We start from the raw sequence: 24,250 nt of genomic DNA, 5'->3' as shown, positions 1-24,250 counted from the left end.
AGCTTAGGCGAACGGCGCGGGTCCGTTCGCCTGGTCATGCCTAGCGTATCAGATGCAGGTGCAGGCCTTTGGCAGCATCGGTGCCGGTTTCCAGGCGGGCAGCGCGCACGCCGCTGTCGATCAGGCCCTGGCGCCAGGCCTCGGCCGTAGGGCCGGTGAGGCTTACGCGCAAGGTAGCGTCGAGGTTCAACCCACGGGAAATAAGGTTAAGCCAGGTGGCATCAGGCTCGACGCCCAATGTCGGGAAGTCCAGCTCGCCGGTGCTTTTCAACTCACGCAGCAACGTGGCCGAGGTGGGCAGCAGGTCGCCCAGTGGCGCGCTGGCGTCCAGTTGTTCCACATGCAGATAGGCACGGCGGTTGCCCCGGGTGATGCCATACAGCGCCACCAGGGAATTGTCCTGGGGGGCGGCCAGGCGCAGCAGCAGGTATTCCTGTTGGCCGTCGGCGCCCACCAGTTTGGCATTGCCGAATACCTCGTTGGCCCACAAGCTGCTTTCGCCGCAATCGCGGGCCTGGCACCAGAACAACAGTTGCGCGCCCTTGGCCTGCAACGCTTCACGAGTTGCGGTGAACGCCGCGCTGGAGGTGTGCTCCGGTGGCAGTTCGTAGGTAATGGCGGTGGTTTGCCCGCGCGCCGTGGCCTGGCCTTCATAGCGCAACTGGCCGCTGATCTTGCGGATCGCGCCCATGGGGTAGATGCGTTCTTTTTCTTCGGCGGGGCGGTAGTCGACGATTTGCGCGTCGACCTGACGGGCCACGGTGGGCAGGTCTTGGCTACCCGGTACGTCGGCGGCGAACACCAGGGGGCTCAGCAGGCTCAGCCCCAGGATACGGAAACATCCTTTACGCACGCTCATCGGATCAACGCGCCTGGGCCACTGGAGGTCGAAGCAGTGTTGAGATTGTTCATGGTTGACTCCCTTTCAATCCGCCCAGCCTCGGCAGTTGACCCCGCCAAGTCAAGGCGTGGAGAAGAACCGATTGAAACAGTCTGCAACAAGGATCGCGCCGGGCTCGTCATTCAGGTGCAAATGATGGCCGCCTGGCAGCGTGGTCACGGTGAAGGGTAGCTGAGAAAGCAATTCGGGATGTTTCGCCAACATGCCGTCGGCGGCGACCACCAACTGCGTGGGGCAACCGACGCGCCGCACGAAAGCCATCGCCTGCTCATCCGTCAGACGCATCGGCGAGGCCAGGGTCAATCGGCTATCGGATCGCCAGGTGTATCCCCCCGGCACCGGCATCAAACCGCGCTGGGCCAGCAGTTCGGCGGCTTCGCGACTGACCGCCACCACCCCTTTCATGCGCGCCTCCACGGCACGATCGAGGCTGCCGTACACCGGCTTGCGTTTGTCCTGCAGGCTCAACTGCGCCTGCAAGGCCATGCCCAAGCGCTCGGCGGCGTTCTCGCCACTGGCGGTCGGCGGGATCACGCCGTCGATCAATCCCAGGTGCGTCACCCGTTCCGGCAAGGCACCGGCCAGCACCAGGGAAACGATGGCGCCGAGGGAGTGGCCAAGTAATGCAAAACGTTTCCAGCCCAGTTGTTCGGCCACTTGCAGCACATCGTGGACGTAATCCCACAACGCATAGCCCGCCCCGGCAGGACGATGCGCCGAATGCCCGTGGCCGGCCATGTCCAGGGCAACGATGCGCAACCCCGTCAGTTTTGGCGCCAGGCGCGCAAAGCTGTTGGCGTTGTCCAGCCAGCCATGCAGAGCGATAACCGGCAAACCGTCTTCGGGACCAAACAAGTGTGCCGCCAGCTCGATATGCGCCAGGCTCAAGCGGACTTCCTCGACCGGCGTGCTCATGCGCAACTGCGCTCACGGGCGTCCCAGCGGGAGAACAGGTTTTTGATCAAGGTGGCGGTGTCCTGTGGACGCTCAAGCGGGAACATGTGCCCACCGGGTATGGTGAGCATCTCGCCCATGGGCAGGCGGTCAACGCCGCTGGCGTGGTGGCGCATCACCACTCGGCTCTGGCGACCGCGCACCACCGCCAGCGGCACCTTCAATTGGCGCACTTGGCCGGGGCTGGTGTGAGGCACGCCGCGGTAAATGCTGATTTCAGTGGCCGGGTCGAAACGCAGGCGCAGGCGATCACCGACCTGTTGCAAGCCATGTTGCAGGTACGCGTCGAAGCATTCGGGATCGAACCCGCGAAACAGGGTTTTACCGGCGAAATAGCTGCGCGCGGAGGCAAGGTCAGTGAACTCTTCACGACGGCCCAAGGTACGTCCAGCCGGCGTAAGTCGGTCGATAAAACCAAAGCGCTTGGCGGCGCGGATCACCCAGCGGTCGGCCCGGGTCAGCACCGGCGAGTCCAACATCACCACGCCGCGATACAGCTGCGGGCAACGCATGGCCGCGTGCAAATGCAACACGCCGCCCAAGGAATGGCCCACGCCCCACACGGGTTCAGGTTGCAGCTCCAGGTGGTGGATCAGTTCGTCCACCAGGTTCTGCCAGTTATCGTCCACCGGGAACCTGGGGTCGTGACCGTGCTGCGGCAAGTGAGCCACCGCGTATTCCGGGGCCAGGGCGGCAAACAACTTGCCGTAGGTGGCCGAAGGGAAACCATTGGCGTGGGCAAAAAACACGTGCTGCGACATACGGGATCCATCTACAAAAACAGAACTGAATTGTCACCAGCCCCGGGCAGCACAGCAATGACTGTAACTGCCAGGAATGATGACACTCACGCCATGCCTATCGTGCCGGCGGTTGCTCGCCCAGCGGCACCACGGCCATGGTCAGGCGCGAAACGCAGCTGGCCTTGCCCTCATCGCTGGTCAGGCGGATGTCCCAGACCTGGGTCGTCCGACCGATATGGATCGCCCGCGCCACCGCCGTCACCCGCCCGCTGCGCACACCACGCAGGTGGTTGGCATTGACCTCCAGGCCCACGCAATAGAATTTTTTCGGGTCGATGCACAGGTAGGCCGCCATGGAGCCGACGCTTTCAGCCAGCACCACCGAGGCGCCGCCGTGCAGCAGACCATAGGGCTGGTGGGTACGGTGATCGACCACCATGCTGGCGGTCAGGGATTCTTCATCAAAACTTTCAAAACGGATATCCAGCAATTCACCGATGGTGTTTTTCTGGATGGCATTGAGTTGTTCGATGTTGGGTTGTGTGCGCCACAAACTCATGGGTCAATCCTTTTTGGTTTTATGATGGCCCTAATCCTGCCACAGAACGGTTTCGGAACGCTCGCTCCAAGTCGGTAAATGTTCACCGTAAGTCGCCTCGATCACGCTGCGCTTGATCTTCAGCGTGGGGGTCATAAAGCCGTTTTCCACTGCCCAGTTGTCGTTGACCACCACCAGGTGCTGCAGGCGTTCATGCTTGTCCAGCGTCTGGTTGACCTGTTCCAGCCAGCGCTCAAGGCTTCCCTGCAGCGCCTCGCGATTCTCCGCCTGGCCAACGGCCGACAGCACGCACAACCCCATCGGGGCAATCAGGCCATCCCCCACCACGCACACTTGTTCGATGCGTGCGTGCTCGGCCAGGCGGTTTTCAATCGGCGCCGGGGCCACGTACTTGCCCTTGCTGGTCTTGAAGATTTCCTTGAGACGCCCGGTGAGGCGCAGGCGGCCCTCGGCGTCCTGCTCACCCTTGTCGCCGGTGCGCAGGAAGCCATCATCGGTGAGGGTCTCGGCGGTTTTCTGCGGGTCCTTGAAATAGCCCAGCATTGTCGCGCCGCTGCGCACCTGCACTTCGCCCGACGGGTCGATACGCACTTCAACGCCGGGGCATGGCTGGGCGATCCAGCCGAGCTTCTGCTGGCCCGGTCGGGACACATGGGAATAACCGCAGGCTTCGGTCATGCCGTACACCTCCAGCACGTCCAACCCTAGACGCTGATACCAGCGCAGCAACGCCTCGGGCACGGGCGCGGCACCGGACAAGGCAATGCGCAACGCATCCAGCCCCAGGCCCGCCAGCACCTTATGGCCGATGCGCTTGCCGATAAAAGGCAGGCGCAGCAGGGTTTCCAGGCGTTTTTCCGGGACCTTGGCATAAACACCCATCTGGAACTTGGTCCAGATGCGTGGCACGCCGAACAACGCGGTCGGGCGTGCCCGGCGCAGGTCGGCCAGGAAGGTGTCGAGGCTTTCGGCGAAAAACACCGTTTGACCGGTATAGATCGCTGCCATTTCCACAAACATCCGCTCTGCCACATGGCACAACGGCAGGTAGGACAACAGCCGGTCGTCCTCCCCCAGGCCGAACAATTCGGTGCCGCGCGTGGCGGCAAAGCCCAATGCACCGAAGGTCTGCATCACGCCTTTGGGCAAGCCCGTGGTGCCGGAGGTATAGATGAGGGTGGCGAGGCTGGAAGCGTCAGGCGCAAGGCTGTCCTGGATGGGCGAACAGTTTTGCAAGTCGGCCCAGGTGAAATCGAAAGTGCCAGCCGGGCACAGCGGCAAGCTGATGGTCGGCACACTGTGTGGAATGCCGGGCGCCATGGCAGGCCAATCGTCGAGCTTGCCGATCAGCGCCAGCGCCGCCTCGGAATGGGTGAGTACATGGGCCACCGAGTCGGCGGTGAGGTTGGGGTACAGCGGCACTGAGACGTGCCCGGCCATCCAGATCGCCAGGTCGGCGATGATCCAGTGTGCACAGTTTTTGGAAATCAGGGCGATGTGCGAGCCCTGGGGCAGCTCTCGGGCGCGCAGCCAGTGGGCGGCGCGACGGGCTTGCTGGCCAACCTCTTCCCAGGTGAGGGTTTGCACCTCACCGCCGCCAACGGGCTGCACGAGAAAGGTTTTGCGCGGGTGCCGCGCTTCACGTTCGAAGAAGACCTGCAACGGCAAACGAAAAGCGACAGGCATGGGACGCGCTCCTTTGTGTTCCGATGATAGCCAACCAAGCACTTGCTTGGTTGACTATATAGCACACAAAAAGCGGCGATCGTTCCTACGGATTCTTCACGCTGACCAGGCTCATCAGCCCCGCCAGCGGGAAGTCACCCTCCAATTCCGCCAGGCTGGCGGTGTGCATCGGTTGCGGTTGGCGCTGGTGGCCATGCTGCAAAAAGCTGATCAGGCTACCCACCAAAGGCTGGTGGCTGACCAGCAGCACATTGTCATCGGTGTCGAGTTTTTCCAGCACCTGCAACGGGTTGCCGTCGGGGGTCAGCCACGGCACCGTGCGGATCTGCGGCTCGAACCCCAACGCATCGCGCACCAGGTGCGCGGTCTGCTGCGCCCGCACATACGGGCTGGCGATGATGGCGGCGATGGGCTGGCCGATCAGGTGCGCAGCGCTGCGCAAGACTTCGCCACGGCCATGCTCGGTAAGGTTGCGTTCGGCGTCGGTACGGGCGTGCCCTTCGGCCTCACCGTGACGCAATATCCACAGCTTCACAGTTTTGGCTCTTCATCGCGGGCCGGGTGCGGCGCAGGCGGCACGCTGTGCGCGGCTTCGCCTTCGGGTGCGCGTGGGGTCGGCCAATCGGCGAACGGCCAAGGTTTTTGCTCGGTATGGAAGCTGCCGAAACGGCCGATCTGCGCGAGGAACTGGCTGAGGCTGTCACCGAAATTCATCAGGCCCAGGTTCGGCGCGCTGTAGACCAGGCGATAAATCAACTGGACCACCACCAGCGCACCGAGCAGGAATTGCGCGACTTGCCACACCAGGGCAAACACCAGCATCCACAGAATGCGCAGCAGGATGGACTCGTATTTAGGGGCGTCTTTCGGGTCGTTCATGGCGCGTTCCTCAGTTGAAACCACTGGTGGAAATAAAGTCGACATCGGTTTTCGGCTCAGCGCGCATCAGCAGCTCGATGACCTGGTTCAAGGTGCGCCCTTCAAACAGGATCGCGTGCAACCCGGCGACCAGCGGCATGTACACCCCAACTTCCTGGGCTTTGGCCTTCAAAACCTTGAGGGTGTTGACCCCTTCAGCCACTTCGCCCAGGCGCGTCACCGCGTCTTCCAGGCTCAAGCCCTGGCCGAGCGCAAAACCGACTTGGTAGTTACGGCTCTTGGGCGAGGAACAGGTCACGATCAAGTCGCCCACGCCGGCCAAACCCAGAAAGGTCATCGGGTTGGCGCCCTGGTTCACCGCAAAGCGCGTCATCTCGGCCAGGGCGCGGGTGATCAGCATGCTCTTGGTGTTTTCGCCCATGCCGAGGGCGACGGCCATGCCGGCAATGATTGCGTAGACGTTTTTCAGCGCACCGCCCAGCTCGACGCCAAAGCGGTCGCCGCTGGCGTAGACGCGAAAGGTGCGGCCATGCAACACGGCCTGGACGCGCTCGCACAGGGCCTCGTCTTCACTGGCGATGACCGTGGCGGTGAGCGCGTGTTCGGCCACTTCCCGCGCCAGGTTCGGCCCGGACAGCACGCCGATACGCGCCTTGGGGGCGATCTCTTCGAGGATCTCGCTCATCAGCTTGAAGGTCTGCGCCTCGATGCCCTTGGTCAGGCTGACCAGCAGCTTGCCCGCCAGACGCTCGGCATGGGGCGCCAGCACCGAGCGCAAGGCGCTGGAAGGCAGCGCCACAAAGCACAGATCGCAGGCGGTGAGGGTTTCGAGCAAGTCGGTAACCGGCTCAACGGCCGGGTGCACCTTGATGCCTTTAAGGTAACGGGGGTTTTCCCGGTGGACGCGAATGGCCTCGGCCTGCTCGGGATCGCGCATCCACTGGCGCACCGCGTGGCCGTTCTCAGCCAGCAGGTTAGCCACGGCGGTACCAAAACTTCCGCCTCCCAGGACCGCAATAGGGCGCTGTTCAGTCATATGCAATCCGTTAATCCATACCAGTGGCGATGGCGGCATTATACGGGGCGACCCGATTGCGGCCAGCCCCCGTGTCAATTCACGCGCTTGTCGGAAAATGCCATGCCTGTGTGAAGTAAATGCAAGGGCGGCGACTGGCAAAAGGCCCCGCCTCAGTTAACATGGGCGGCTATCCGTAATTATCAAGGCCGTGCCGTGTATTTGGGCCCTCCTCCCCGCTCATCTGTGTTGTTGATGCTGTTGTGCAGTGCACCTGCGCTGGCTGATGACCTGTTCCTGGACAGCCAGCCACTGCCGCAAGTGCTGACCGCCACCCGCCTGAAACAATCGGCCGCCGCCGTGCCAGGCAGCATGACCGTGATCGACAGCGAGCTGATCAAGGCCAGCGGCGCACGGGATATCAGCGAACTGCTGCGCCTGGTGCCGGGGATGATGGTCGGCTACACCACCGGCAACCAGGCGGCGGTGAACTACCACGGCACCAGCGCCAGCGATGCGCGACGCATGCAGGTGCTGATCGACGGGCGCTCGGTGTACCGCGCCGGCCTGGCAACCGTGGACTGGAGCGATATCCCTGTGGCCATGGAGGATATCGAGCGCATCGAAGTGTTCCGTGGCCCCAACACCGTCAGCTATGGCGCCAATGCGTTGATGGCGGTGGTCAACATTCTCACGCGTTCGCCGGCCAACAGCCAGGGCACGCGGGTCAAGGTCATCCGTGGCGAACGCGGGATCAACGACTTCTACGCCAGCCAGGGGGTGGGCTGGGAAACCGGTGACTTGCGTCTGTCCCTGTCGGGCCAGCAGGACGATGGCTTTGACAGCGATGCCGCCGGCGCCGACCGCCGTGACAGCCGTCGCCTCAGCCGCTTCAGCCTGGCAGTGAGCCAAACGCTGAACGCGCAGCAGAGCATCGACTGGCAACTGGACGCCAAGGAAGGCACCAACCAGCGCCCCTACACTTACACACCGGTCTTCGCCGGGATTACCGAAGGCGGTACCAATTCCGACGTCACTGCCAAGGACTATGCCGGTTCCCTGCGCTGGAATTTCGACTTCAACCCGGAGCACAGTCTGTATATCCAGGGTTCGGCGCAGCAGTGGGATCGCCAGCAGGTCTGGAAAGCCTGCGACGCCAAAGTGTCCTTCAGCCCCGAGCTGACCCGCCTGTGGCAGCTCAATCCCAACTACGCCGAGCAATTGGCCCGGCACATGGACACCTACAGCCAGGGCTCCGCACCGCCCGGCAGTGCCGCCGAGCAGGCCCTGGCCAATCAGGTGCTGGACCAGTGGCGCAATGGCGCCAGCCAGAGCGTGTGCGGTGACATCGACCAGAGCACCCGCGAAAGCCGCTACGACATCGAGGTGCAGGACACCCTCAGCCTGTCCGACAGCCTGCGCCTGGTCAGCGGCATGAATTACCGCTACGACCGCGCCGACTCCGACACCTACTTCAATGGCACCCTCGACGACACCACATGGCGCCTGTTCGGCCACCTGGAATGGCGGGCCAGCGAACACTGGCTGCTGCAAGGCGGCGCGATGTACGAAGACACCCATTTGAGCGGCAACTCGCTGACGCCACGGGTGGCGGTCAACTACTTGATCAACCCACGCCACGGCCTGCGCGCGGTGTATTCCGAAGCGATCCGCTCGCCGGACATGTTCGAGAACAACGTCAACTGGAGCTACCGCGTCACCAACCTCAGCTCGCCGGCCTACGGTCAGAACTCCGGCCAGTATTTCGTGGTGACCCGTGGCCCGGGCAACCTCGACAAAGAACTGATGCGCTCGCGGGAACTGGGCTACAACGGGTTCTTTGCCGACCTAGGGCTGAATGTGGACGTGAAGCTGTTCTATGACGAAATCACCGACATGATCAGCTCGCCCCTGCGCAACAACCAGTACATTGCCAGCAATGCCAACAGCTCACGCTTTACCGGCGCTGAAACCCAGTTCGACTGGCGCATGAGCAACGCCGACCGCCTGCGCCTGACCTATGCTTACGTCGACACCACCGCCAGCAACCCACTGGACAAGCTGCAGACAGCGCGTAACAGTGGCTCGGCCGGTTGGCTGCGTGAATGGGGCCACGGCTGGTCCAGCGCGCTGTTCTACTATGGCGACGACGCACTCAATCAATATCGCTTCGAACGGGTCGACCTACGGGTGGCCAAGCGCATTGCCCTGGGCAAAGCCAACGTGGAGCTGGCCGGCATGTTGCAACAACGCCTCGATAACCAGCCCACTACCTGGGCCGACAACAACTACGACCATCGCCACGTGCTCTACTTCAGCGCGGAGTTAGAATTCTGACATGGGCGATCAGTCACGGATGACCCTCCTCTTTGTTTCACGCCTGTGGCGACGCGGCCTGTTGCTGGCGTGCCTGCTGTTGACGGCACCGGCGTGGAGCGCCGATATCCTGCTGACCGCCGCCGAAGACAGTGCCGGGGTCCAGGCCTTTGCCCAAGCGCTCGCCCAGCAGCGCCCCGAAGACCACGTCACGTTCACGGCGCTCAAGGACCTGCCTGCGCCGAACCAACTGCCCTCCAACACACGCCTGATCCTGCTGGACTTGCCCGGCCTCGACTGGCGCCTGCAAGACACCCAGGGCCCGCCGACCCTGGTGCTGCGCATCAGCCGCCTGCAAGCCCGACAACGCTTGGGCACCGCCCACCCGGCCAAAATCAGCCTGCTGTGGAGCGACCCTCCGCTGGAGCGCCAGTTGAACCTGATCGCCAGCATCCTGCCTCAGGCACGGCGCATCGGCGTGCTCTACGGCGCCGACAGTGAGTTCCTGCTGCCGGAACTGCGCCAGTACGCGACGCCCAAAGGGTTGGAAATCGTGCCGCAGCGCTGGGACAACATCAGCGACAGTCGGCCGTTGCAAACCCTGTTCAAAAACAGCGACGTGCTGCTAGGCCTCGATGACCCACAGCTGTACAACCCGAAAACCGCGAAGAATTTGTTGCTCAGCAGCTACGCCCAGCAATTGCCGCTGATAGGGCCCAACGCAGGGTTTGTGCGAGCCGGCAGCCTGGCCAGCACCTACAGCGACCAGACCGATTGGCTGGCTGTGCTCGACCGCCTGCTGGACCACCCGCCCGCCAACTGGCCGCGCACCTTGTACCCGGAACACTTCAAAGTCGTGGGCAACCCGCAAGTCGCGCGCTCACTGGGCATCGAACAGGTGGATGAAGTCGCCGTCGCCGCCCGCTTGGCCGAAGGAGAAAAACGCCCATGACCTTGCGTCGTCGTTGGGACATCAACACCCGCACCCAGCTCATTACCCTGGGCCCGGCGCTGTTGCTGACGTTGCTGTTGATCAGCTTCTTTACCTTCGTGCGTATCCAGGACCTGCGTCAGGAACTGGATCACACCGGCCAACTGATCGCCAACCAACTGGCACCGGCCACCGAGTACGGGGTGATTTCCGGCAACAATGATGTGCTCGACAGCCTGTTGCGCGCCACGCTGGCCACGCCCCATGTGCGCTTCCTGGAAATCCAGGACAGCACCGAGAACATCCTGGTGTACGTCGAACAACCGTCGGAAAAACACGACCGCTCGTTGTCGGTCAAAGTCTTCCAGGCGCCGATTCGCCTGCAACATATCCAACTGGGCAATGACTTCTTCCAGGACAACCTGAACGAACCCAAGGCGCCCCGCGCGGACTACCTGGGCCGCGTGATCGTCGGCATGTCCAACGACGCCTTCAGCCAGCGCCAGCAGGAGATCCTGTTCAAGGCCGGCATCCTGGCGCTGTTCGCCCTGCTGTTTACCTTCCTGCTTGCCCGGCGCCTGGCGGCCAGCCTGTCGCAGCCGATCAGCGCGATGGGCCACGCGGTGAAGGCGATCCAGCAAGGGGATTATCAGACGCCCCTGCCGATTGTGGATGACTCGGAACTGGGCGACCTGTCGCGGCATATCAACAACCTGGCCGAGGGCCTCAACCAGGCCAGTCGCGAGCAGCAGCAGGCCATGGCGCAACTGATCCAGACCCGCGAAGAAGCAGAACGGGCGAACAATGCCAAGTCGGACTTCCTGGCGATGATGAGCCACGAACTGCGCACGCCGATGAACGGCGTGCTGGGCATGTTGCAGCTGCTGGAAACCACCGAGATGACTGAGGAGCAGACCGAATACGCGGCGCTGGCCTCCGAGTCCACCGAACACCTGCTCAAAGTCATCAACGACATCCTCGATTTCTCGCGCATCGAGCGCGCCGCGCTGGAGCTGGAACATATCCCGTTCAACCTTGCCGAGCTGATCAGCAGCTGCGCCCAGGCGTTCCAGCACAGTGCCCAACAGCGCGGGCTAGCCCTGGAACTGCCGATTCCGGCAGGTATGGCCTCGTTGCGCGTGCAGGGCGACCCGACGCGCATCCGCCAGATCCTGGTGAACCTGATCGGCAACGCGCTGAAGTTCACCGAGCACGGCACCGTCACGGTCGAACCCCAGTGGCAGACCCTGGACCACGAGTTGGTGTGGTTCACCTGCACCGTGCGCGACAGCGGCATCGGGATTTCCGCGGAACGCCTGGAGCTGATGTTCGATGCGTTCCAGCAGGCCGACAGTTCCATTTCAAGACGTTACGGCGGCACCGGCCTGGGCTTGCCGATTGCCCGCACACTGGCCGAACGCATGGGCGGCACGCTGCGCGCCCAGAGCGAAGAAGGCCGGGGCTCCGTGTTTACACTGGAAATCCCGCTGGCCATCGACCAGCAGAGTTTGCCCGCCATCACCCTGGACGCCAGCGGTAAAGGCAGTGCCGGGGAGGGTCGGCATGTGTTGCTGGTGGAGGACAACCCGGTCAATCGCACCGTGGTCGAGGCCATGCTGCGCAGCCTGGGCTTTGAAGTGAGCCTGGCCACCGACGGTGCCGAGGCGATCCGCAGCGCCGAGAGCCTGATTTTCACGGCCATCCTGATGGACTGCCGCTTGCCGCTGATCGACGGTTACGAAGCCACCCGGCAGATCCGTCAACTGCCGGGCTGCGCCGACCTGCCGATTATCGCCCTGACGGCCAACGCCTTGCAGGGCGACCGCGAAGCCTGCCTGGCAGCCGGAATGAACGATTACCTGGCCAAGCCGTTCAAACGCACGGATTTGCAGCAAATCCTGCAGCGCTGGGTGCAATAGCGCCGCGCCATCAGCCAACTCCGACTGGCATCAAAGACGAAAGTGCGGCAGTCTTAGGCACCCGAACGGGCCGATAAACAGGCCCGGTTTAAAATTTCAGTGAACAAGTGTACATTCAGTGCCTTGACGCTGTGACTTTCACTACAACGCAATAGTCTATGTGTAGGCTGCCGGTATGAGGCGTAACGCTTCAGTCGGTTCGGGAAGATTTGCCCTACCCTGCCGCATGGGATTATTGAGGAGCTCGCATGACCAAACAAAACGCCTTTACTCGGGAAGACCTGCTGCGCTGCAGTCGCGGTGAGCTGTTCGGCCCAGGTAACGCGCAACTGCCCGCCCCGAACATGCTGATGGTGGATCGCATCACCCATATCAGCGAAGAGGGTGGCAAGTACGGCAAAGGTGAATTGGTCGCCGAGCTGGATATCACCCCGGACCTCTGGTTCTTCGCCTGCCACTTCGAAGGTGACCCTGTCATGCCAGGCTGCCTGGGCCTCGACGCCATGTGGCAGCTGGTCGGTTTCTACCTGGGCTGGCAAGGCCTGCCGGGCCGCGGTCGCGCCCTGGGTTCGGGCGAAGTGAAGTTCTTTGGCCAGGTACTGCCAAGCGCCAAGAAAGTCACCTACAACATTCAAATCAAGCGCGTCCTCAAGGGCAAGCTGAACCTGGCCATCGCCGACGGTTCGGTGACTGTCGACGGTCGCGAGATCTATACTGCCGAAGGCCTTCGGGTCGGCGTATTCACTTCCACTGACAACTTTTAAGGGTTATCCGCATGCGCCGCGTCGTTATCACTGGTCTGGGCATCGTTTCTTGCCTGGGCAATGACAAAGAGACCGTCACCGCTAACCTGCGTGCAAGTCGCCCTGGCATCCGCTTCAACCCGGAATATGCCGAAATGGGTCTGCGTAGCCAGGTTTCCGGCTCCATCGACCTGCCCCTCGAAGAACTGATTGATCGCAAGATCTACCGCTTCGTCGGCCACGCTGCCGCCTATGCCTACCTGGCCATGAAAGACGCGATCGCCGACTCCGGCCTGAGCGAAGACCAGGTATCGAACGTACGCACCGGCCTGATCGCCGGCTCCGGCGGCGCATCGACCCTGAACCAGATGGAAGCGCTGGACATCCTGCGCGAAAAAGGCGTGAAGCGCGTTGGTCCGTACCGTGTCACGCGGACCATGGGCAGCACCGTTTCGGCCTGCCTGGCCACGCCGTTTGCAATCAAGGGCGTGAACTACTCGATCTCCTCCGCGTGCGCCACCAGTGCTCACTGCATCGGCACTGCGGTTGAGCAGATCCAACTGGGCAAGCAGGACATCGTGTTCGCTGGCGGCGGTGAAGAAGAACATTGGAGCCAGTCGTTCCTGTTCGACGCCATGGGCGCCCTGTCCACCCAGTACAACGAAACCCCGGAAAAGGCCTCCCGCGCCTACGACGCCAAGCGTGACGGTTTTGTCATCGCCGGCGGTGGCGGCATGGTAGTGGTCGAGGAGCTGGAACACGCTCTGGCCCGTGGTGCCAAGATCTACGCGGAAATCGTCGGCTACGGCGCAACTTCCGACGGCTACGACATGGTTGCCCCGAGTGGTGAAGGCGCCATCCGTTGCATGCAGATGGCAATGTCCACCGTGGATACCCCAATCGACTACCTGAACACCCACGGCACTTCGACTCCGGTCGGCGACGCCAAGGAAATGGAAGGCGTGCGCGCGGTATTCGGCGACAAGGCGCCGGCCATCAGCTCCACCAAGAGCCTGTCGGGTCACTCCCTGGGCGCCGCTGGCGTTCACGAAGCGATCTACTGCCTGCTGATGATGGAAGGCAATTTCATTGCCGGTTCGGCCAACATCGACGAAATTGATCCGGTTGTGGCTGATATGCCGATCCTGACCAAGACCGTCGAGAACGCAAAAATCGACACCGTGATGAGCAACAGCTTCGGCTTCGGTGGCACTAACGCCACCCTGGTGCTGAAACGCTGGCAGGGCAAGTAAGGCCTGCAGCTTGATTGCATGAAAAAGCCCCGACTGGTTCGGGGCTTTTTTATGGGCAATCAATTCAGGACCGAGTCGTCTGCATCGCAGGCAAGCCAGCTCCCACAGTGACCGCATTCCTTCAGGATGTACTCGGTCACTGTGGGAGCTGGCTTGCCTGCGATTGGGCCAACGAGAGCTTGCACCCTACACCGAAAAGCGCGCCACCATGGTGTTCAAATCCACCGCCAACCGCGACAGCTCCTGGCTCGCCGCACTGGTCTGGTTCGCCCCGGTGGACGTCTGGTGCGCCAAATCGCGAATATTCATCAAATTGCGATCCACCTCTCGCGCCACTGCCGCCTGCTGCTCAGAGGCACTGGCAATCACCAGGTTGCGCTCATTGATCAGGGTAAAGGCCGAAGCAATTTCCTCCAGCGCAGTGCCCGCCGACTTGGCGATATCCAACGTGGAGCGTGCACGGCTGTTGCTCAGTTGCATGGAATTGACCGCCTGGTCGGTGCCCTGCTGGATCCCGCTGATCATCACCTCGATTTCCTGGGTCGATTGCTGGGTGCGATGGGCCAACGCGCGTACCTCATCGGCCACCACCGCAAAGCCGCGCCCGGCATCTCCGGCCCGTGCTGCTTCGATGGCGGCATTCAGTGCGAGCAAATTAGTTTGCTCGGCAATCGAGCGAATCACGTCCAACACCTTGCTGATGCCATAGACCTTCTGCGCCAGGTCCTCCACCTGCGTGGCATTGGCCGTTACGTCCGAAGCCAGGGCTTCGATCGACACCACCGTCTGGTACACCTGCTCGCGCCCGTGCTGGGCGATGCGGTCTGACTCGCGGGACGCCTGGGACGTGGCCACCGCATTGCTTGCAACCTCCTCCACCGCCGCTGTCATCTGGTTCACCGCCGTGGCGGCCTGCTCGATCTCCTGGTTCTGCTGATGCAGCCCGCGGGTAGCGTCTTCGGTCACACAACTAAGCTCCTCAGAGGCCGAGGCCAATTGGTTCGAGGACTCGGCAATCCGCCGGATCGTGTCGCGCAGGTTCTCCTGCATGCCCTTGAGCGCCTGCTGCAATCGCGCAGGCTCGTCCTTGCCGGTGACGCTGATCTCGCCCGTCAGGTCGCCGCTGGCCACGCCTTGGGCGACTTTCAGCGACTGGGCCAGCGGCAGCACAATGCTGCGCGTCAGCCACACCGCCAGGCCGATGGTGATCAGCGCCGTCAGCACAATCATGCCGACCACCCAGCTACGGGACTGGCTGAACACGCTTTGCGCGAGATTTGCCGCATGGTTGGCATTGGTTTTGTTCAACTCGACCAGGTCGTGCAGGGTGCCGGCCATTTCATCGGCCAACTGGTTCATCTCACCGTTGACCACTTTGATCGCGTCTTCCAACTGATTGGCCTTGGAGAACCCCATGACCTGCTTCTGGCGCTGCAGGTATTGCTGCTCCTGGGCCTTGAAGCGATCAAACAGCGCGTGCTCTTCAGGCAGCACGATCAGCGCTTCATAGAGGGTTTGGGCGTGGTGCAAGCCACTTTTGAGGTCGACCAGCTTCTGTTCATTCTGTGCCAGTGCCTGCGGGTCGCGATTGACCAGCAAGCGCAGGGTCAGCGCGCGCACCCGCAGCAGGTCCTGGCTCATCTCCCCCACCGCCATCACGCTGGGCAGCCAGTTGTTTTCCACCTGGTCCGACTGCTGGCGCATATTGGCCATCTGCAACAGGGCAAAACCGCCCAAGGCGAACACCATCAACGCCAGCACGCCGAAGCCCAGACCGGCGCGGGGGGCGATATTCAGACTACGGATACTCATGCCTGGATTCCTTCCAAATGCGCTGCATCCACCTGCAGCAGGTCTCATGAAAGGTATCGGCCCTTGTCCTTTTTTGCGTAAGACCAAAACGCGATATCAATAGGCAGCACAATCGCGACGGCATTGGATGGATAAATACGGAACACCACAGTGCCAGCATGCTCTATACCTTCATGACCCTTTCTCCTGCCGCCCTGTGAGGTTCACCATGCCAGTTACCGTCAATACTCTGAACCACGACAACTTCCGCCACAGCGTGAACATCAATAACCACGAGCTGTTCACCGACCTGCCCAAGAGCCTGGGCGGCGACGATTCGGCGCCGTCCCCCCACGACTACTTCGACGCCGCCCTGGCCTCCTGCAAGGCATTGACGGTGAAGCTCTACGCGCAGAAAAAAGACATCCCGCTGACCGGCGTGACCGTCGAGGTGACCCATGACAGCAGCGAAGAGCAAAAGGGCAAATACAAACTCAACGTTAAACTCACCCTCAAGGGCGTGCTCACCGATGAGCAGCGCGACGAGCTGCACCGCGTGGCAGACCGTTGCCCCGTGCACAAGCTGATGACGACTGCAGAAGTCAGCATCGAGACGAAGCTGTCGGAAGGCGCCTTCAGCCAGTAGCAGCAACCTGGCGTCGAGCGGGTTATGCTCAAGAGGCCTCTAACCCGCTCAGACAGGGACGCCCCATGACCACCCTCACCGTGATCCGCCCTCGCCCCGAAGATGTCGAGGGCCAGCCGATCCTGCGCCCGCTGCCCTCGCGGGAATGCCGCAGCGTCGGCCCCTTTGTGTTTTTTGACCATATGTTGCTCACTCGCTACGCGCCGGGCAGCGGCATGAATATCCGCCAGCATCCGCATATCGGGCTATCGACCCTCACCTACCTGTTTGAAGGCACGTTGCAACACAAGGACAGCCTGGGCTCGGACCAAGTGGTGCAGGCCGGCGATGTCAGCTGGATGACCGCCGGCAGTGCCATCGCCCACGTCGAGCGTACGCCCGAGGCGGTCAAGGCCAGCGGGTTCAGCCTGCACGGGCTGCAAGTGTGGCTGGCCTCCCCCAAGGACCACGAAACCGGCCCGGGGCATTACAGCCATCACCCGGCAGAGAGTTTGCCGGTCAGTGACAACCTGGGGGTGCAGATCCGTCTGATCGCCGGCAGTGGGTTCTGCCTCAAATCACCGGTCCCGGTGCTTTCGCCCACGTTGTACGCCGACGTGCAGATGCAGACGGCCACGACCTTGCTGATCCCGGACGAGCACGATGAGCGGGCGGTGTATGTGCTGGAGGGCGACGCGCAATTGGACGGTGAAGCGCTGGAGGTGCACAGCCTGGTGGTATTACCGGCGGGCCGGGAAATGACCCTGTTTGCCGAAAGCGATTGCCACCTGGTGGTGTTCGGCGGTGCGCCGCTGGATGGGCCACGGCGAATCAACTGGAATTTTGTAGCGAGTGATCCGGCGGTGATCGAGCAGGCCAGGCAGCGCTGGGCGGCTGGGGATTGGCCGACGGTGCTGGGGGAGTCCGAGAGAATTGAGTTGCCGGTGAGATAGTCATCGCCGGCAAGCCGGCTCCTACAGGTTGATAAATGTGGGAGCTGGCTTGCCTGCGATGGGGCCATCAGGCCTTGAACACTTCATCCAGCAAATTGTGCATCGAGGTAAATGCCCGTTTGGCCGTCTTGGCGTCGTACATCATCTTGCCCGGCACATTGGCGTGCGGGTCGGTGAAGGAATGCACCGCACCGCCGTAGCTCAGCAGTTGCCAGTCCACACCGGCCGCGTTCATTTCTTCTTCGAACTTCGGCAGTTGCTCTTTCGGCACCAGTGGGTCGGAAGCACCGTGCAGCACCAGCACCGAGCCCTTGACGTGTTTCGCGCCATCCGGGTTCTGGGTGTCGATGGTGCCATGGAACGATACGGCCGCTTTCAAGGGTGCACCGGTACGCGCCAGTTCCAGCGAGCAGAAACCGCCAAAGCAGAAGCCGAAGGTCGCCAGTTTCGAGGTGTCCACCTCAGCCTGGCCCTGCAGCTGTTCAAACGCTACTTGCATCAGCTTGAGCAGCTTGGCGTTGTCATTTTTCAACGGCATCATCGCCGCGCCGGCTTCATCGCCATTCGAGGGGCGTACAGTCTGCCCGTACAGGTCGGCGATCAGCACCACGTAGCCCTTGCTGGCCACGCTCTTGGCGATCTCTTCAGCACCTGCACTCACACCCATCCAGTTCGGCGCCATCAACAGGCCTGGCAGCGCCCCTTTGTGGCTGGCATCGAACGCCAGACGGCTTTCATAAGACTGGCCATCAATCTGATAGACCACGGAACGTACAGTGACTTGGCTCATCATTTACTCCAGTTGAGGTGCACTAGAACGAAAAAACCCGCCGAAGCGGGTTTTTCTACAACGGTGTTAAACCGACAGTTCAACCAACAGCTTGTTCAGTCGGCGCACGTAGGCGGCCGGGTCTTTCAGGCTGTCGCCAGCGGCGAGGGCCGCCTGGTCGAAGAGGATGTGCGACAGGTCGCCAAAACGCTCTTCGCTCTGCTCACTATCGAGTTTCCCAATCAACGGGTGAGCCGGGTTGAATTCGAAGATCGGCTTGGAATCCGGCACCTTCTGACCGCTGGCTTCGAGGATTTGGCGCATCTGCATGCCCAGGTCTTGCTCGCCGATGGCCAGGATCGCCGGGGAATCGGTCAGGCGGTGCGATACACGCACTTCGCTGACGGCATCGCCCAGGGCGGTCTTGATGCGCTCGACCAGGCCTTCTTTAGCCTTGGCGACTTCTTCGGCTTCCTTCTTCTCTTCTTCGGAGTCCAGGTTACCCAGGTCCAGGTCACCACGGGCCACGTCGACGAAGGACTTGCCGTCGAACTCGCTGAGGTAGCTCATCAGCCACTCGTCGATACGGTCGGTCAGCAGCAGCACTTCGATGCCTTTCTTGCGGAAGACTTCCAGGTGCGGGCTGTTCTTGACCTGAGCGTAGGTTTCGCCGGTGAGGTAGTAGATCTTGTCCTGACCTTCCTTGGCGCGTGCCAGGTACTCGGCCAGGGACACCACTTGCTCACCACCCTCTTCCTGGGTCGAAGCGAAGCGCAGCAGGCCAGCGATTTTTTCCTTGTTGGCGAAGTCTTCAGCCGGGCCTTCCTTCATCACCTGGCCGAAGTTTTTCCAGAAGCCTTTGTATTGCTCAGGCTCGTTCTTCGCCAGTTTTTCCAGCATGTCGAGTACACGCTTGGTCAGCGCCGATTTCATGGAATCGATGATCGGGTCTTTCTGCAGGATTTCCCGCGACACGTTCAGCGACAGGTCGTTGGAGTCGACCACACCCTTGATGAAGCGCAGGTACAGCGGCAGGAAGGATTCCGCCTGGTCCATCACGAACACGCGCTGCACGTAGAGCTTCAGGCCTTTCGGCGCTTCACGCTGGTACAGGTCGAACGGAGCACGGGCCGGCACGTACAGCAACGAGCTGTATTCCAGCTTGCCTTCGACCTTGTTGTGGCTCCAGCTCAGCGGGTTTTCGTAATCGTGGGCGATGTGCTTGTAGAACTCCTGGTATTCCTCGTCTTTGACTTCAGTACGAGGACGGGTCCACAAGGCGCTGGCACGGTTGACCACTTCCCATTCCTGGGCAGGTTTTTCCTCACCTTCGGCAGCGGCCTGTTCTTTCGGCAGCTCGATCGGCAAGGCGATGTGGTCGGAGTATTTCTTGATGATGTTGCGCAGGCGGTAACCGTCGGCGAACTCATCTTCAGTGGATTTGAGGTGCAGCACGATGCGGGTGCCACGGTCAGCCTTGTCGATGGTGGCGATTTCGAACTCGCCCTCACCTTTGGAAGCCCAGTGCACACCTTCGCTGGCAGCCAAACCGGCGCGGCGGCTGAACACTTCAACCTTGTCGGCAACGATGAAGGCCGAGTAGAAGCCCACGCCGAACTGGCCGATCAGGTGCGAATCTTTTTTCTGATCGCCCGACAGGTTCTTCATGAAATCGGCGGTGCCGGATTTGGCGATGGTACCCAGGTGGGTGATCGCGTCTTCGCGGCTCATGCCAATACCGTTGTCTTCAAGGGTGACGGTCTTGGCGTCCTTGTCGAAGCTCACGCGGATTTTCAGTTCGGCGCCACCTTCCAGCAACTCAGGCTTGGACAGGGCTTCGAAACGTAATTTGTCGACAGCGTCAGAGGCGTTCGAGATCAATTCGCGAAGGAAGATTTCCTTGTTGGAATACAGCGAATGGATCATGAGGTGCAGCAGTTGCTTCACCTCGGTCTGGAAGCCCAGGGTTTCCTTTTGAGTTTCCACACTCATGGTCATCAAACTCCAATTGGATGGCAATGGCCGCCCTTCGAGGTGGGCGGCGGGTTGTCATCAAAGTTGGGGGCTAAGACAGGGATTTCAAGGGCGCACCGATTCCTCAATCTTGAAATGTGCACGGGCGGTGGCAATCGGTTCGGCTGGAGTGCTCTGCCAGGCGGTGATCGCCACGTTCGCCACACGCCGCCCCTGTCGCCATACCTGGCATTTGGCGTAGGTGTCGCGGGCCTGCCCGGCGCGCAGGTAGTCCAGGGAGAAGTCGATGATTTTCGGCAGCCCCGGCGAGCCGGTGAAGACCAGCAGGTGCAGGGCCGCTGCTAGCTCCATGAAGCCGGCAATCACGCCACCGTGCAGCGCCGGCAATATGGGGTTACCAATATTGTCCTTGTTGGCTGGCAGGCGAAACAGCAGCTCGTCGCCTAAACGGGTGCATTCAATGCCAATCAGCTTGGCATAGGGGATCAGGTTGAGCAGCGCCTCGTAATCACCACGCTCGTGAGCCTGCTCGAGGCGGGTCTTGAACCGGTGTGTCATGCCTGCGCTCCCTTGATGGTGTTGCCCAGCCCTTGCGCGCCTTTGAGGCGCTTGCCCATGCGCATGAACGTGCCCACGACGTGGGCGATAGGCTGTTGCGGGTCATCCTGGTAGGCGAAGCCACGGGTAAAGATCACGTCAGTGGTCACTCGGTAACATTGCGCGAAGCCGTAGACCGGCTTGTGGGGTTCGGCGGGGTGCATGTAGTCAACGCGCAGGTCGAGGGTCGGGCATACCTCAAATTCAGGCAGTACGCACAGGGTGGCCATGCCGCAGGCGGTGTCCATCAAGGAGGTCAGCGCGCCGCCGTGGATCACTCCGGTCTGGGGATCGCCGACGATATGGGCGCCGTAGGGCAAGATCAGTGTCATGCCCTCCTCGCTGGCCTGATGAGCGGTAATGCCCAATACCTGGCAATGGCGCAGGGCCGATACAAAGCGCGTCGCACGCTCTAACAGGGGATTTTCGGTCATTATTTTCAGACTCTTATTAGTGTTGATCCGCAAAATGGTCGGGGCAGATAAAGTTCCTGCCCGCGAGCGATTTATATATCTATGAAACAAAAGGAACTAATGCCGAACCGCCATGCTCGAAAGGCCAGTAGATATCTTCAATAAGGAGAAACACCCCATGCGCAAGACTTTAGCTATTTCCATGATGCTCGCCGCTGCCCTCGGTCTCGCTGCCTGCGACAAGAAATCCGAAGACAAAGCTCAAGACGCCGCTGCACATTCCGAGCAAGCTCAGAAAGACATGGCGAAGGCTCAGGATAAAGTGAACGACGCTGCGAAAGAAAACGCCGATGCTGCCAAAGCTCAGGCTGAATCGAACGCAGCCGCCGCCAAAGAAGCAGCACCTGCTACCCCTGCCACCGGTTCTTGAGACCGCGGCTTGAAATAGCTTTGTTGCAATAAAGAAAGCCCGCTTAGATAGCGGGCTTTTCTTTGTCTGCTGTTTTTAGTCCGCGTGTTAATACACTGAATGGATTAAGCAGGCTCTTTGGCGGGCTCGGGCAACGGTGTATCCGTAGGCGTATAGACCATCACCTGCAGTACATCGGAGTGAAACTCACGCCGGTACAACACCAACACCACCCCGCTGCTCATCAACATGAACAACCAGGGGCTGACAAACCACGCGAGCATGGTCATGCCGAAGTAATAAGAGCGCAGGCCAAAGTTGAACTGGTTGGCCGCCATGGAAATCACCCGCGCCGCGCGCAGGGCAAACGCATTGCGCTCCTGCTCTGACACCTGTCGTTCACCGATCATCGGCGCCGATCCCACCAGCACCGCCGCAAAGTTGTATTGACGCATGCACCAGCTGAACGTGAAGAACGCGTAGACAAACACCAGCGCCAGGCACAGCAGCTTGATTTCCGACATACCCTGGGACGCCTGCTGCACCATGGGGATGTCCGCCAGCAACGACACCGCCCGCTCCGAAGCGCCGAGGACGGTGAGAATGCCGGCCAGGATGATCAAGGTGCTGGACGCAAAGAACGACGCGTTGCGCTCCAGGTTGCCGATCACACTGGCGTCGGCGATACGGTTGTCGCGCAGCAGCATGCGGCGCATCCAGTCTTCGCGGTACAGGTGCAACACACTGGCCAGGCAGGCCGTGTCCCGGGCCTTCCAGGTGGCATAACGGGTGTAACCGCCCCAGCACAGGGCAAACCAGAAGGCGGCGAGCAGGTGGATCTGGTTGTTTTCGATGAACGACATGCGGGTCCTTGTGCGTTACAGGAGTGACGAGCACGGCCCTTGTGGGAGCTGGCTTGCCTGCGATAGCGGTGTGTCAGCCACTGAACAGGCTGGCTGATACCCCGCTATCGCAGGCAAGCCAGCTCCCACACTGACCGCATTTCAATTTTGGAATGCTGTTTCGACGCCAGTTCAGGTGAAAAGACACTGCCTGATACCCATAAAAAATGCCCCGTATCGATTGATACGGGGCATTTCGGTACATCTCGTAGCCGTGGGTTAAGCGATGGCTTCGCTACGCTTGCCCAGCATACGGTCAACCACCACCGCGACGACCAGCGTCATGACCGAAGGCACCAACCACGCCAAGCCCTGTTCGCTCAGCGGCAGGTGCGCCAGTTGCGATGGCATCCAATCCGCCAGGCCTGCGCCCTTCAGTGCATCGATGCAACCAAAGATGAACGACACCAGCATCACCGGGCCCACGATACGGCCTTGCTCCTGCCAGAAGTCTTTGCAGAAGCTCAGGGCCACCAGCACGATGCACGGCGGGTAGATCGCGGTGAGCACTGGGATCGAGAACGCAATCAGCTTGGTCAAGCCCAGGTTGGACACGAACAGCGAGAACAGCGCCAGGATCACCACCAGTGTCTTGTAGGACAGTGGCAGGATACGGCTGAAGTACTCGGCGCAGGCGCAGGTCAGGCCCACCGCCGTCACCAGGCACGCCAGGGAGATCAGCACGGCCAGGAAGCCGCTGCCCAGGGAACCGAAGGTGTGTTGCACATAGGCGTGCAGCACCGCTGCGCCGTTGCTGGCCCCGGCGGCAACCGCGTGGCTGCCCGAACCAAGGCGGAACAGGCTGATATACACCAAGGCCAGGCCGACACCGGCGATCAGGCCGGCGATGATGGCGTAGCGGGTGATCAGTTTTGGCGACTCGACGCCACGGGAGCGGATAGCGTTAACGATCACGATGCCGAAAACCAGCGCGCCTAGGGTATCCATGGTCAGGTAACCATTGATGAAGCCTTGGGAGAACGGCGCTGCCACGTATTCCGGCGTTGCCACCCCCACTTCACCGGCCGGCAAGGCAAATGCAGCGATACCGAGGATGGCCAGAGCGATGATCTTCAGCGGTGCGAGGAAGCGACCCACGGTGTCCAGCAGTCGACCTGGGTACAGGGAGACGAAGAACACCACCAGGAAGTACACCGAGCTGTAGAGGAACAGCGCGAGCGGGCTTTCGCCGGTCAGCGGCGCCAGGCCCACTTCAAAGGACACGGTCGCGGTACGCGGGGTGGCGAACAGCGGCCCTACCGCCAGATACGCCGCCGCCGCGAGCAGGCCACCGGCGATCTTGCCGATCGGGCTGCTCAACGCGTCCATGCCGCCACCGACCTTGGCCAGGGCGATCACGGTGACCACCGGCAGACCCACAGCCGTGATCAGGAAGCCCAGCGCTGCCATCCAGACGTGAGGCCCGGACTGCAAACCAACGATAGGCGGGAAGATGATGTTGCCGGCGCCCACGAACAGGGCAAACGTCATAAAGCCCAACGCCAGGATATCCTGGCTTTTCAACACTTTCATTTGAGGAAATACCACACTACTGAATCGGAATTTAGAGAGGGATTCCCTATGGATGAGGGAAATGCTGCCGGCCCTTATGGCGGCCGACCGGTCTAGCGCGGGGCTTCCTTTTGGGATGCGCACGCATAAAGAGGCGGTAGGTTACAGAAATTGGCTGACGAACGCACTGTTGCGGGGCGAACTGTCCGATAAGCGACATCTTCATGTCGCGTTTTCATACCTTATTGGACAACCCGACCCCATGTGGGAGCTGGCTTGCCTGCGATAGCGGTGTGTCATCCAGCATTTTCGTTGGCTGACGCACCGCTATCGCAGGCAAGCTGAACTGGTCAAGTATTCTTGGACACCATTTAAGGTTCATGCCGCCAGTCTCTCCCTGACGACC

The 24,250-nt window shown here is 61.3% G+C and carries 23 protein-coding genes; 8 read left to right on the top strand and 15 right to left on the bottom strand.

Annotated features, from left to right (window positions below):
* Window positions 1-40: 40 nt before the first annotated feature.
* The 8 genes from AC07SU_RS28575 to AC07SU_RS28540 all read right to left on the bottom strand — a co-directional run bounded on the left by AC07SU_RS28575 (window position 41) and on the right by AC07SU_RS28540 (window position 6,758).
* Window positions 41-859 carry a DUF4892 domain-containing protein gene (locus AC07SU_RS28575; protein WP_494998974.1) on the bottom strand — a complete coding sequence of 273 codons (819 nt, stop codon included), beginning with the start codon at window positions 857-859 and terminating at the stop codon, window positions 41-43.
* A 102-nt stretch (window positions 860-961) separates the two neighbouring features.
* Window positions 962-1,816 (bottom strand): alpha/beta hydrolase, encoded by an 855-nt coding sequence (locus tag AC07SU_RS28570; protein ID WP_494998973.1) that lies wholly within the window; start codon window positions 1,814-1,816, stop codon window positions 962-964.
* Complete coding sequence (locus AC07SU_RS28565; protein WP_494998972.1) at window positions 1,813-2,616, bottom strand: alpha/beta fold hydrolase; 804 nt, start codon at window positions 2,614-2,616, stop codon at window positions 1,813-1,815. Before AC07SU_RS28565 ends, AC07SU_RS28570 begins: the two co-directional genes overlap by 4 nt.
* Window positions 2,617-2,713: 97 nt before the next feature.
* Entirely contained in the window at window positions 2,714-3,157 is a 444-nt protein-coding gene (locus AC07SU_RS28560; RefSeq protein WP_176996475.1) for a hotdog fold thioesterase, read from the bottom strand.
* A 30-nt stretch (window positions 3,158-3,187) separates the two neighbouring features.
* A complete protein-coding gene (locus AC07SU_RS28555) occupies window positions 3,188-4,843 on the bottom strand; it encodes an AMP-binding protein (RefSeq protein WP_494998971.1) in 1,656 nt (551 codons plus the stop codon).
* 85 nt (window positions 4,844-4,928) lie between these two features.
* On the bottom strand, window positions 4,929-5,378 hold the full coding sequence (gene sixA, locus AC07SU_RS28550) for a phosphohistidine phosphatase SixA (protein ID WP_494998970.1): 450 nt from the start codon (window positions 5,376-5,378) through the stop codon (window positions 4,929-4,931).
* Window positions 5,375-5,722: a DUF4389 domain-containing protein gene (locus tag AC07SU_RS28545; protein ID WP_176996478.1), complete on the bottom strand. Its 348-nt coding sequence runs from the start codon at window positions 5,720-5,722 to the stop codon at window positions 5,375-5,377. The genes sixA and AC07SU_RS28545 overlap by 4 nt, the downstream gene beginning before the upstream one ends.
* Before the next feature lie 10 nt (window positions 5,723-5,732).
* Window positions 5,733-6,758 (bottom strand): NAD(P)H-dependent glycerol-3-phosphate dehydrogenase, encoded by a 1,026-nt coding sequence (locus AC07SU_RS28540; protein WP_176996479.1) that lies wholly within the window; start codon window positions 6,756-6,758, stop codon window positions 5,733-5,735.
* 195 nt (window positions 6,759-6,953) lie between these two features.
* On the opposite strand from AC07SU_RS28540, the gene AC07SU_RS28535 reads away from it, so the two are divergent.
* The 5 genes from AC07SU_RS28535 to fabB all read left to right on the top strand — a co-directional run bounded on the left by AC07SU_RS28535 (window position 6,954) and on the right by fabB (window position 13,899).
* On the top strand, window positions 6,954-9,074 hold the full coding sequence (locus tag AC07SU_RS28535; protein WP_494998969.1) for a TonB-dependent receptor plug domain-containing protein: 2,121 nt from the start codon (window positions 6,954-6,956) through the stop codon (window positions 9,072-9,074).
* A 1-nt stretch (window position 9,075) separates the two neighbouring features.
* Window positions 9,076-10,005 (top strand): ABC transporter substrate-binding protein, encoded by a 930-nt coding sequence (locus AC07SU_RS28530; protein WP_176996481.1) that lies wholly within the window; start codon window positions 9,076-9,078, stop codon window positions 10,003-10,005.
* Complete coding sequence (locus AC07SU_RS28525) at window positions 10,002-11,903, top strand: ATP-binding protein (protein WP_494998968.1); 1,902 nt, start codon at window positions 10,002-10,004, stop codon at window positions 11,901-11,903. Before AC07SU_RS28530 ends, AC07SU_RS28525 begins: the two co-directional genes overlap by 4 nt.
* Window positions 11,904-12,151: 248 nt before the next feature.
* The gene (gene fabA / locus AC07SU_RS28520) at window positions 12,152-12,667 is read left to right on the top strand and encodes a 3-hydroxyacyl-[acyl-carrier-protein] dehydratase FabA (protein WP_003190035.1); all 516 of its coding nucleotides are present in this window, start codon (window positions 12,152-12,154) and stop codon (window positions 12,665-12,667) included.
* An 11-nt stretch (window positions 12,668-12,678) separates the two neighbouring features.
* Entirely contained in the window at window positions 12,679-13,899 is a 1,221-nt protein-coding gene (gene fabB / locus AC07SU_RS28515; RefSeq protein WP_176996483.1) for a beta-ketoacyl-ACP synthase I, read from the top strand.
* 186 nt (window positions 13,900-14,085) lie between these two features.
* On the opposite strand, the gene AC07SU_RS28510 is transcribed toward fabB, so the two are convergent.
* Window positions 14,086-15,711, bottom strand: coding sequence for a methyl-accepting chemotaxis protein (locus AC07SU_RS28510; RefSeq protein ID WP_494998967.1), 1,626 nt, complete (start codon window positions 15,709-15,711; stop codon window positions 14,086-14,088).
* 208 nt (window positions 15,712-15,919) lie between these two features.
* Between AC07SU_RS28510 and AC07SU_RS28505 the strand changes: the two genes are divergently transcribed.
* Entirely contained in the window at window positions 15,920-16,336 is a 417-nt protein-coding gene (locus tag AC07SU_RS28505) for an OsmC family protein (RefSeq protein ID WP_176996485.1), read from the top strand.
* A gap of 65 nt (window positions 16,337-16,401) precedes the next feature.
* Window positions 16,402-17,268 carry a pirin family protein gene (locus AC07SU_RS28500; RefSeq protein ID WP_494998966.1) on the top strand — a complete coding sequence of 289 codons (867 nt, stop codon included), beginning with the start codon at window positions 16,402-16,404 and terminating at the stop codon, window positions 17,266-17,268.
* Window positions 17,269-17,335: 67 nt separating this feature from the next.
* On the opposite strand, the gene AC07SU_RS28495 is transcribed toward AC07SU_RS28500, so the two are convergent.
* The 4 genes from AC07SU_RS28495 to AC07SU_RS28480 form a co-directional block, all read right to left on the bottom strand.
* Window positions 17,336-18,058: a dienelactone hydrolase family protein gene (locus AC07SU_RS28495; RefSeq protein WP_494998965.1), complete on the bottom strand. Its 723-nt coding sequence runs from the start codon at window positions 18,056-18,058 to the stop codon at window positions 17,336-17,338.
* 66 nt (window positions 18,059-18,124) lie between these two features.
* Window positions 18,125-20,029: a molecular chaperone HtpG gene (gene htpG / locus AC07SU_RS28490; protein WP_494998964.1), complete on the bottom strand. Its 1,905-nt coding sequence runs from the start codon at window positions 20,027-20,029 to the stop codon at window positions 18,125-18,127.
* 87 nt (window positions 20,030-20,116) lie between these two features.
* Window positions 20,117-20,569 (bottom strand): PaaI family thioesterase, encoded by a 453-nt coding sequence (locus AC07SU_RS28485; RefSeq protein ID WP_176996489.1) that lies wholly within the window; start codon window positions 20,567-20,569, stop codon window positions 20,117-20,119.
* Window positions 20,566-21,042, bottom strand: coding sequence for a PaaI family thioesterase (locus AC07SU_RS28480; protein ID WP_494998963.1), 477 nt, complete (start codon window positions 21,040-21,042; stop codon window positions 20,566-20,568). The genes AC07SU_RS28485 and AC07SU_RS28480 overlap by 4 nt, the downstream gene beginning before the upstream one ends.
* Before the next feature lie 157 nt (window positions 21,043-21,199).
* On the opposite strand from AC07SU_RS28480, the gene AC07SU_RS28475 reads away from it, so the two are divergent.
* A complete protein-coding gene (locus AC07SU_RS28475; protein ID WP_012723095.1) occupies window positions 21,200-21,451 on the top strand; it encodes a hypothetical protein in 252 nt (83 codons plus the stop codon).
* 104 nt (window positions 21,452-21,555) lie between these two features.
* Here AC07SU_RS28475 and AC07SU_RS28470 read toward each other — a convergent pair whose 3' ends face one another.
* Both AC07SU_RS28470 and brnQ read right to left on the bottom strand, forming a co-directional pair.
* The gene (locus AC07SU_RS28470; protein ID WP_494998962.1) at window positions 21,556-22,293 is read right to left on the bottom strand and encodes a DUF599 domain-containing protein; all 738 of its coding nucleotides are present in this window, start codon (window positions 22,291-22,293) and stop codon (window positions 21,556-21,558) included.
* Window positions 22,294-22,551: 258 nt separating this feature from the next.
* On the bottom strand, window positions 22,552-23,865 hold the full coding sequence (brnQ, locus tag AC07SU_RS28465; protein ID WP_176996492.1) for a branched-chain amino acid transport system II carrier protein: 1,314 nt from the start codon (window positions 23,863-23,865) through the stop codon (window positions 22,552-22,554).
* Between the last annotated feature and the right edge of the window lie 385 nt (window positions 23,866-24,250).

This window comes from Pseudomonas sp. GW821-FHT05H12 (assembly GCF_059419385.1).
Note: the sequence above shows the minus strand (reverse complement) of the source record. Positions and strands in the feature narration are given on the sequence as shown.

What these genes read in the sequence shown, in the direction of transcription:
- AC07SU_RS28480 (WP_494998963.1), bottom strand. Translation starts at nt 21,042, where the DNA reads ATGACCGAAAATCCCCTGTTAGAGCGTGCGACGCGCTTTGTATCGGCC.
- AC07SU_RS28560 (WP_176996475.1), bottom strand. Translation starts at nt 3,157, where the DNA reads ATGAGTTTGTGGCGCACACAACCCAACATCGAACAACTCAATGCCATC.
- AC07SU_RS28525 (WP_494998968.1), top strand. Translation starts at nt 10,002, where the DNA reads ATGACCTTGCGTCGTCGTTGGGACATCAACACCCGCACCCAGCTCATT.
- AC07SU_RS28510 (WP_494998967.1), bottom strand. Translation starts at nt 15,711, where the DNA reads ATGAGTATCCGTAGTCTGAATATCGCCCCCCGCGCCGGTCTGGGCTTC.
- AC07SU_RS28505 (WP_176996485.1), top strand. Translation starts at nt 15,920, where the DNA reads ATGCCAGTTACCGTCAATACTCTGAACCACGACAACTTCCGCCACAGC.
- htpG (WP_494998964.1), bottom strand. Translation starts at nt 20,029, where the DNA reads ATGAGTGTGGAAACTCAAAAGGAAACCCTGGGCTTCCAGACCGAGGTG.
- AC07SU_RS28540 (WP_176996479.1), bottom strand. Translation starts at nt 6,758, where the DNA reads ATGACTGAACAGCGCCCTATTGCGGTCCTGGGAGGCGGAAGTTTTGGT.
- AC07SU_RS28475 (WP_012723095.1), top strand. Translation starts at nt 21,200, where the DNA reads ATGCGCAAGACTTTAGCTATTTCCATGATGCTCGCCGCTGCCCTCGGT.
- brnQ (WP_176996492.1), bottom strand. Translation starts at nt 23,865, where the DNA reads ATGAAAGTGTTGAAAAGCCAGGATATCCTGGCGTTGGGCTTTATGACG.
- AC07SU_RS28495 (WP_494998965.1), bottom strand. Translation starts at nt 18,058, where the DNA reads ATGAGCCAAGTCACTGTACGTTCCGTGGTCTATCAGATTGATGGCCAG.
- AC07SU_RS28575 (WP_494998974.1), bottom strand. Translation starts at nt 859, where the DNA reads ATGAGCGTGCGTAAAGGATGTTTCCGTATCCTGGGGCTGAGCCTGCTG.
- AC07SU_RS28485 (WP_176996489.1), bottom strand. Translation starts at nt 20,569, where the DNA reads ATGACACACCGGTTCAAGACCCGCCTCGAGCAGGCTCACGAGCGTGGT.
- AC07SU_RS28530 (WP_176996481.1), top strand. Translation starts at nt 9,076, where the DNA reads ATGGGCGATCAGTCACGGATGACCCTCCTCTTTGTTTCACGCCTGTGG.
- fabB (WP_176996483.1), top strand. Translation starts at nt 12,679, where the DNA reads ATGCGCCGCGTCGTTATCACTGGTCTGGGCATCGTTTCTTGCCTGGGC.
- fabA (WP_003190035.1), top strand. Translation starts at nt 12,152, where the DNA reads ATGACCAAACAAAACGCCTTTACTCGGGAAGACCTGCTGCGCTGCAGT.
- AC07SU_RS28555 (WP_494998971.1), bottom strand. Translation starts at nt 4,843, where the DNA reads ATGCCTGTCGCTTTTCGTTTGCCGTTGCAGGTCTTCTTCGAACGTGAA.
- AC07SU_RS28500 (WP_494998966.1), top strand. Translation starts at nt 16,402, where the DNA reads ATGACCACCCTCACCGTGATCCGCCCTCGCCCCGAAGATGTCGAGGGC.
- AC07SU_RS28545 (WP_176996478.1), bottom strand. Translation starts at nt 5,722, where the DNA reads ATGAACGACCCGAAAGACGCCCCTAAATACGAGTCCATCCTGCTGCGC.
- AC07SU_RS28565 (WP_494998972.1), bottom strand. Translation starts at nt 2,616, where the DNA reads ATGTCGCAGCACGTGTTTTTTGCCCACGCCAATGGTTTCCCTTCGGCC.
- AC07SU_RS28570 (WP_494998973.1), bottom strand. Translation starts at nt 1,816, where the DNA reads ATGAGCACGCCGGTCGAGGAAGTCCGCTTGAGCCTGGCGCATATCGAG.
- AC07SU_RS28470 (WP_494998962.1), bottom strand. Translation starts at nt 22,293, where the DNA reads ATGTCGTTCATCGAAAACAACCAGATCCACCTGCTCGCCGCCTTCTGG.